At 51.2% G+C, this 6301-nt stretch carries 6 protein-coding genes and 1 pseudogene; 4 read left to right on the top strand and 3 right to left on the bottom strand.

Going from position 1 to position 6301, the window contains the following annotated elements:
- The first annotated feature begins 179 nt into the window (after positions 1 to 179).
- The 4 genes and pseudogenes from PsAD46_RS16710 (at position 180) to PsAD46_RS16695 (ending at position 2259) form a co-directional block, all read left to right on the top strand.
- A complete protein-coding gene (locus PsAD46_RS16710; protein WP_063292113.1) occupies positions 180 to 494 on the top strand; it encodes a hypothetical protein in 315 nt (104 codons plus the stop codon).
- Complete coding sequence (locus PsAD46_RS16705; RefSeq protein WP_063307414.1) at positions 452 to 787, top strand: hypothetical protein; 336 nt, start codon at positions 452 to 454, stop codon at positions 785 to 787. Before PsAD46_RS16710 ends, PsAD46_RS16705 begins: the two co-directional genes overlap by 43 nt.
- Before the next feature lie 28 nt (positions 788 to 815).
- Positions 816 to 1556, top strand: coding sequence for a hypothetical protein (locus PsAD46_RS16700; protein ID WP_153040761.1), 741 nt, complete (start codon positions 816 to 818; stop codon positions 1554 to 1556).
- A gap of 49 nt (positions 1557 to 1605) precedes the next feature.
- A pseudogene (locus PsAD46_RS16695) lies at positions 1606 to 2259 on the top strand (IS6 family transposase).
- Positions 2260 to 2400: 141 nt separating this feature from the next.
- Here the strand turns inward: PsAD46_RS16695 and PsAD46_RS16690 are convergent.
- The 3 genes from PsAD46_RS16690 to PsAD46_RS16680 all read right to left on the bottom strand — a co-directional run bounded on the left by PsAD46_RS16690 (position 2401) and on the right by PsAD46_RS16680 (position 6280).
- Positions 2401 to 3813, bottom strand: coding sequence for an exonuclease domain-containing protein (locus tag PsAD46_RS16690; RefSeq protein ID WP_063292110.1), 1413 nt, complete (start codon positions 3811 to 3813; stop codon positions 2401 to 2403).
- The gene (locus PsAD46_RS16685) at positions 3813 to 4334 is read right to left on the bottom strand and encodes a hypothetical protein (protein WP_063307412.1); all 522 of its coding nucleotides are present in this window, start codon (positions 4332 to 4334) and stop codon (positions 3813 to 3815) included. Before PsAD46_RS16685 ends, PsAD46_RS16690 begins: the two co-directional genes overlap by 1 nt.
- A gap of 116 nt (positions 4335 to 4450) precedes the next feature.
- Positions 4451 to 6280 (bottom strand): DUF294 nucleotidyltransferase-like domain-containing protein, encoded by a 1830-nt coding sequence (locus tag PsAD46_RS16680; RefSeq protein ID WP_063307411.1) that lies wholly within the window; start codon positions 6278 to 6280, stop codon positions 4451 to 4453.
- Between the last annotated feature and the right edge of the window lie 21 nt (positions 6281 to 6301).

Here is a 6301-nt window from a genome sequence, read left to right as displayed (position 1 = left end):
CGCAGAACTATTCAAAACCGACGCTTGCGCTACCACGCACAAGCCGCTTAACATCAACACGCAATTGGGCCAGACACTCCACTAATCGAAAGCCAATTTTGTCCAACTATCTTTGACGACGGACAGTTCTTCTTCAGTTGGAGTTTTTGCAGGATGCAGTCGATTGGCTGGAAGATACATTGAATTCCAATAATAAAAGCCAAGAACAAAGCAGTGAAGAGACCGGCGATCTGACAAGTAAAATTTCTGCTGCCGAAAGCCTGGTGGCTACCCTTGAGGCGAAAGGCTCTGAGATTTCCGATCCGGAGACAAGGGGATATTTTGGTCAATACGTTGGAGCTGCCAAAGATTACATTACCCAGGCACAACAACATGCGAGGAAGGGCGAAGAAAAGACGTACTTCTTCAGCTTGAATTTCTGCAGGACTCAATCGAGTGGCTGGAAGACACTGTGGGAGCTGGCAGGGGCGATCAGGAGAAGAGCGGCGATCTAAACTCCAAGATTGGCATCGCCGAGAAGAAGATAAGTGGATTTGAAGCCAGCAAGTCCCAGATTACTGATGCTGAGCTACAAGGCCCGTATAAGCAATATATCGATGCAGCTAGAGCCTTCATCACACAAGCTCAAATCAGTGCGGATGGTGGTGATGAAAAAGATGCCCTTCTACGGCTTGAGTTTTTGGAGGATGCAGTCGACTGGCTGGAAGAGGCTCTCAGGGCCAGCTCCAACGAGGTGGCCGGGAACGGCATGTCTAGTCTCCTCTGCTGCAATTGGCAAAAAGACTAACTCTCAGGACCGCTCCGAGGACGTTAAGTTGAAAGAGGTCTTCTTTAACCCCAAGTACGAAACTAAGAAGCAAAGGTGCAACATTGACTCGCGCAAAAAACCAGAAGGACACAACCCGTTATTCTATTGCGAAAAACAGGAAAAACGCCATTGCATGAAGCACTCGATGAATGCCTTATTGGGGTATGATGCAATACCACTTGAGTCTTTTGCAAAGCACGCCCTGACACCTGTCAAAGAAAACATTGCCCAAGTGCCGCGGAGCGAGAAAGTGCAAATGACAGAGGCTTACCTGAGCTATGATCAGGAACGTTTTAACAAAGAATATGAAGAGAATGCAGACAAGCTGCTCACAAGCCTTGCACGCGAGCAATATCAGCTCTTTAACGGAGTATATCCAGAAGAGAGCGATTCTACTGCCGGCTTCAGCCCGGATACTGCCAAGCTTGTCATGAAAGAGCTAAGGCCAGACTTACCAGAATTCAATGTTGACTGGCTGGAAGACCCCACGGGCAACGATAACGTGCTGAAGAAAAATAAGCAGCAAATTGAGAATCTTATGAAAGAAGGCGGACCTGATCGTTTGATTTATGGAAACGATGTTCACTTAGTAGCCTTCAGAAAAAACGTAGAGGGTGACTGGTTCCTCGTGGACAGCGAGAACACGACACTTCAACGCATTGACCCGCTCCAATATTATGAGGAATACAAGGATGCTGGTGCTTCTAATGTGATCATGCATTTCGGCAAAGAAGTACCGTTTGATTAGGCGCTATCAGCTTAACTTTGGCTCCAGTTCCGATTTGTAATTGCACAACATGACTTCTGCTCCAATCAGTTACAAACGCCACCGTTTCCCGCCTATGTTGTTTGGCTCTATCACCGCTTCTCCCTCAGCTTGCGTGAGGGAGAAGAGATGCTGCTGGAGCACGGCATAATTCTATCATATGAAACCATCCGCAAATGGGGGATCAAGTTGGCCCGGCTTACAGCCGTGAGTTGCGGCGCAAAAGAGCCGAAAGCTCAGATGTCTGGTATCTTGATGAGGTTGTCGTCAGCATCCAGGCCAGCGATACTATCTAAGGCGGGTCGTTGATCAGCATGGTTACATTCTTGATGAAATCCTTCAGAAACGGCGCAATACCAAGGCTGCCAAACGTTTACTGCCCCGTCTTTTGAAGAAGCAAGGCGTATCGCTCAAGCGGATCATCACCGACAAACTTGGCTCTTACGGTGCCGCAAAATGTGAAGTGATGCCCGCTGTTGAGCACCGCAGCCATAAAGGCTTGAATAATCGTGCTGAAAATTCGCATTTGCCTTTGCGAAAACGCGAACGGGCCATGCAAAAATTCAAGTCGCCGGGCCAGCTTCAAAGATTTCTGACAGCCTTTCCGGCCTGCGCAATCGACATTCACCTTCATCGTCTCAACGCTTTTGCTCAATGGAGCCAAGCCGTAATGCTTGACGCTTAAAATGCGCCTAGAGAAAGCTCTCGCGGCTAAATTCAGGTTAAGTTGATGGCACCGTAGCAACGCTGGCTGACTTGGTGTTCTGCCCATATTTCATCACTTCAGACATTGTGATCATGATTCGAAACGCTCGCTTATTCAAAATTAATTCATATCCTTCAACAACCGACCATGTTTCCTCGTCTGCTCGATGACTTCTCCGAAGGTGTTGAAGCCGTGGGAGGATAGGAGGGGGAGGAGTTTGCAGAGGGCCTTGGCGGTGGCCTGGGCGTCGCCGAGGGCTGTGTGGCGCAAAACTATGGGGATTTCTATGCCAAGGCGGGTACAAAGGGCGTCGAGAGTGTGAACTTGATCTGCGCCGAAAACGACAGCAGACAAGAGGACCGTATCAAGGATCGGATGATCCCAGGCATGGCCGGACAAGTGGCCGTATCGATGTAGGAATGCCATGTCGAACGGTGCATTGTGCGCAACAATGACAGAGTCTTTCGCGAAAGCATGAAATTCTGAAATTGCAGTGACCGGGTCTGGAGCATCTGCCACCATGTCATCTGTGATCCGGTGAACTCCGGTTGAGGCAGCCGGAATGAGTCTGCCCGGATTGACGAGTTGGTCCACTGTTTCACCGGGAATGATACGTCCGTTGACAACCCGCACGGCCCCGATCTGAACAATGTCGTCCTTATTCGGCATGAGGCCGGTTGTTTCTGTATCGAAAACGACGAAGCTGAGATCACGCAGAGAACGCTCCTCAATTTCCTTTTCAAAATGGTGCTGGGCCGCCTCAAAATCATAAATCAGTGGTCGCGGTGCCTCTGGTGCGATGCGTGCGGTCGCATCGTCAATCAGGATCATGTAGCCCGACATCCCTCTGAGCTTTTTGAGGCGCAATTGAAAATTGAGATTGCCACGGGCTCCTTTCACATCAACAGCAATTTCTGTTTTCAATTCGATCAGCTGATCATAGGCAGCGCGCAGTTCCTCCTCAATAAAGTAATCAAAGATGGATGCACTCAAACGTGGAACATGAACCTGCCCAAGAATGTCTGCGGCTTGACCGTCATAAAGCATGATTTTGTGTGCAGGGCTGACGAGCACGATGGCGACGGGGATCTCAGTTAACAGCAAGGCCAGCTGCTCGCGCTCGCTCGCCAGCTGCGCCGTTGCATCAGAAACCAACTCATCAGTTTCTGCACTGTCATTGGTTAAACGCCAGGCAACCGCATGAGCCGCAGGCGCAAGGTCGCCAAGGTATTTCGCTTCTTCAAAATCAATTGAGGCATCAACATTAGCATGAGCTGTCGTGCGGATGGCAGCGGAGAGACGTTGCACTGGTTTGGCAACATTTTCGTCAAACAGAAGCCAGATGCTGACTGAGATCGCAAGAAGACCGAAAATGGATAGAATGCCGGCCAACAGGAAACCTGAGGCTGGTGTTGTTTCTGCAATACGGGTGTATCCGAAATAAAGCGCAGCCCCGACAACGGCACAGCTTGCTGCGGCAACACCCGCGAACAAGAGGAAGATCCGAAATCGTAAACTGAGGCCTGTTAACATTACCCCGCTCCGCATATTGTTGAGGTGATCCTGTCATTTTCCGGAACTGACACCCATTGAGCCCCAGAGATGCTTCCACCTTCCTCAAAAATGATACCGTCAGCCAATGCTGCCCGTCGGCTGGTGGTGCAATCGGTAAGCACAGGAAGCTTGTTCACCGGAGACCAGCGGCCAAAGAAGTAAGCTTGCGCTAGTTTCATGCCCGGCTGCTCTGGATGTGTCTGGATCGTGGCAGTATCAATCGCGACAAATCTTTCCGTGAAGGGAAACAGATAGGTCCATGGACGATAGAAGGCTTTGCTTTCTACAGTTTCAGCAACCACTATGCCATCAGGGAGCGTATCTTTGGTGCGCGAAAACCAGCTGTACTCGCTGGAGATTGTTGCCAGCAACATGGCAGCACCGGCAGCAACCGGGGCAAACCAGCGCGGCAAACGCCCACCAAGAACATGATTGATCAACATCACAAGACCAGCTCCGGCAACGCCTGCAATGAAGGTCCCGATCAATTCAAGAAACATGTTATTCCTCCCAGGTGACTGTGGTCGCTTTTGTCTCGCCACAGCTTTGATTATTATTGGTCTAGAGCGGAGCGAATTCTTGTTGCTTGATTGAATCCAATCAAACAGAACGCCCTCTAGCTTAGCATTCCACGGCCATGCCCAACTGCTGACTGCATGGTTTTAACAACAACAAACGCATCCCGGACATGGGAGCGTTCAAAGTCTGACAGGTTAGAAGGCTGCAGAAAGTTATCGGGTTGAGCGCCTTGTTTAACCAGATCGGCCTGATGCTGGATTCGCGTCTCGGCGATCAGGTCATAAGCATCCAGAAGATCTCCTGCGCCTGATTTGCTCAGTTGGCCACTCTCACGAGCTTCTTCCAGCCGTGCGCGGGTATTGACGGCCCCGATCTGTCCTTGCAGCGCATAGATCCGTGCCAGATCAACCACTGGCACCACGCCGTTGTGCTTCATGTCCAGCGTGTTCTTATGCTCACCAGAGCGGATGGTTGCCAATCCGCGTAGCAGGCTGAGTGGCGGCGTATGTTTCAGTGAGTTGCTGACCATGTGTGCGACAAATATCGAGTTACGGCTTGAAGCATCCAGTGTTTGTGTTTGCAGGTCTTCAAAGAGGGAAACCTCGCCGCCAATTGGCCTGAGGTCAAACATGACAGAGCTGAGCATCTGCGCTTCTGGGTCTGGTTTGTTGATCCATCCTTCAAAATAGGTTTTCCAGACAGATAACGGCTGGCTCCAGCGCGGGTTCGTCGCCATCATGTCACCAGGGCAGTAGATGTAACCGCTGGTGTTCAGTCCATCACACACAAACTTTGCCAGATCAGCAAAGTACCCAAGCCGTTGCTCGTCGGTAACGTGGTCATCCAAAAACAGACAATTATCCTGATCACTGACCCCGGTCTGTTCGCGGCGCCCTTGCGAGCCACAGGCAAGCCAAAGATACGGGACGGGCGGAGGGCCAAACTTTTCTTCCGCCAGCTTCAGCAAGCGACGGGTTGCAGCATCAGCAATATCAGAGATCAATCGTGTGACAATTTCGTGCCGACTGCCACCTGCCACCAGCTGTACCAGCAGGTTGGGTATCCGGGCTGTCACCCGTGCTATGTCATAGGCATCTTTAGCCCTGGCAACTTCGCTGACCAACTCAGCTGAACTGATGGCCTGAAACCGTGTCAAATCCGTTTGCGTCACCATGCCGACGAGGCGCTCACCCTCGACGATTGGGACATGACCAATGCGCCGTTCCATCATCAAATGTAAAAGATCCGACCCGATGGCTGATGGTGCAAGCACAATGGGATTAGCCGTCATGACAGCTTCAACCGGTGTCTCAACTGATAAAGCAGGCGCCAAAACCTTAAAGGAGAGATCCCGCACCGTGATGATCCCGATCAGCCCACCTTTTGCATCTGTTACACAAAGCGAAGAAACGCGGGCATCCCTCATCTGTTGGGCAGCATGTTGCACTGTGTCGTCAGGACGACAGGTAATCGGGTTGGGCGCCATAAACGATTCAATTGGAATGGCGGCTAGATCGTTTTCGCGGGTCCGCGGCTTCTGAGTCCGGTCAAAGAAACGGGCAACGGGTTGATGCGCTGCGATCAGCTCTGTCAATAATGCAGGCGGGAGCACCAAAAGGACGGTTGGCTCACCGGCTTTTGCGGATGTAACCGCGCGTCCGTCCAGAAACAGACCGCGCTCCCCAAACGAATTGCGAATGCCAAGACGGCTTATGACGGCATCATTCTTATCCCGGATTTCAACGCCGCCCTCGTAGATGAGAAAGAGCCCCGGCAGTTGATCTCCAAGCTCATAAATACCAGCACCGTGGACACGCTCCCACACTGTTATCTGGTTGGACAACGCCTCTTGATCTGTCTCTGGAAGAACATCATAGGGATGCACGGATTTCAGAAACTGTAGGACTTGCTCTGATGTAAGAGGCATGGCTCCGCCTTCAGCTGGAAG

Source organism: Pseudovibrio sp. Ad46, assembly GCF_001623065.1.
Lineage (GTDB): Bacteria > Pseudomonadota > Alphaproteobacteria > Rhizobiales > Stappiaceae > Pseudovibrio.
Note: the sequence above shows the minus strand (reverse complement) of the source record. Positions and strands in the feature narration are given on the sequence as shown.

Excerpts from the sequence above, each read along its gene's own strand:
- PsAD46_RS16690 (WP_063292110.1), bottom strand. The coding sequence starts at position 3,813 with ATGTTAACAGGCCTCAGTTTACGATTTCGGATCTTCCTCTTGTTCGCG.
- PsAD46_RS16685 (WP_063307412.1), bottom strand. The coding sequence starts at position 4,334 with ATGTTTCTTGAATTGATCGGGACCTTCATTGCAGGCGTTGCCGGAGCT.
- PsAD46_RS16680 (WP_063307411.1), bottom strand. The coding sequence starts at position 6,280 with ATGCCTCTTACATCAGAGCAAGTCCTACAGTTTCTGAAATCCGTGCAT.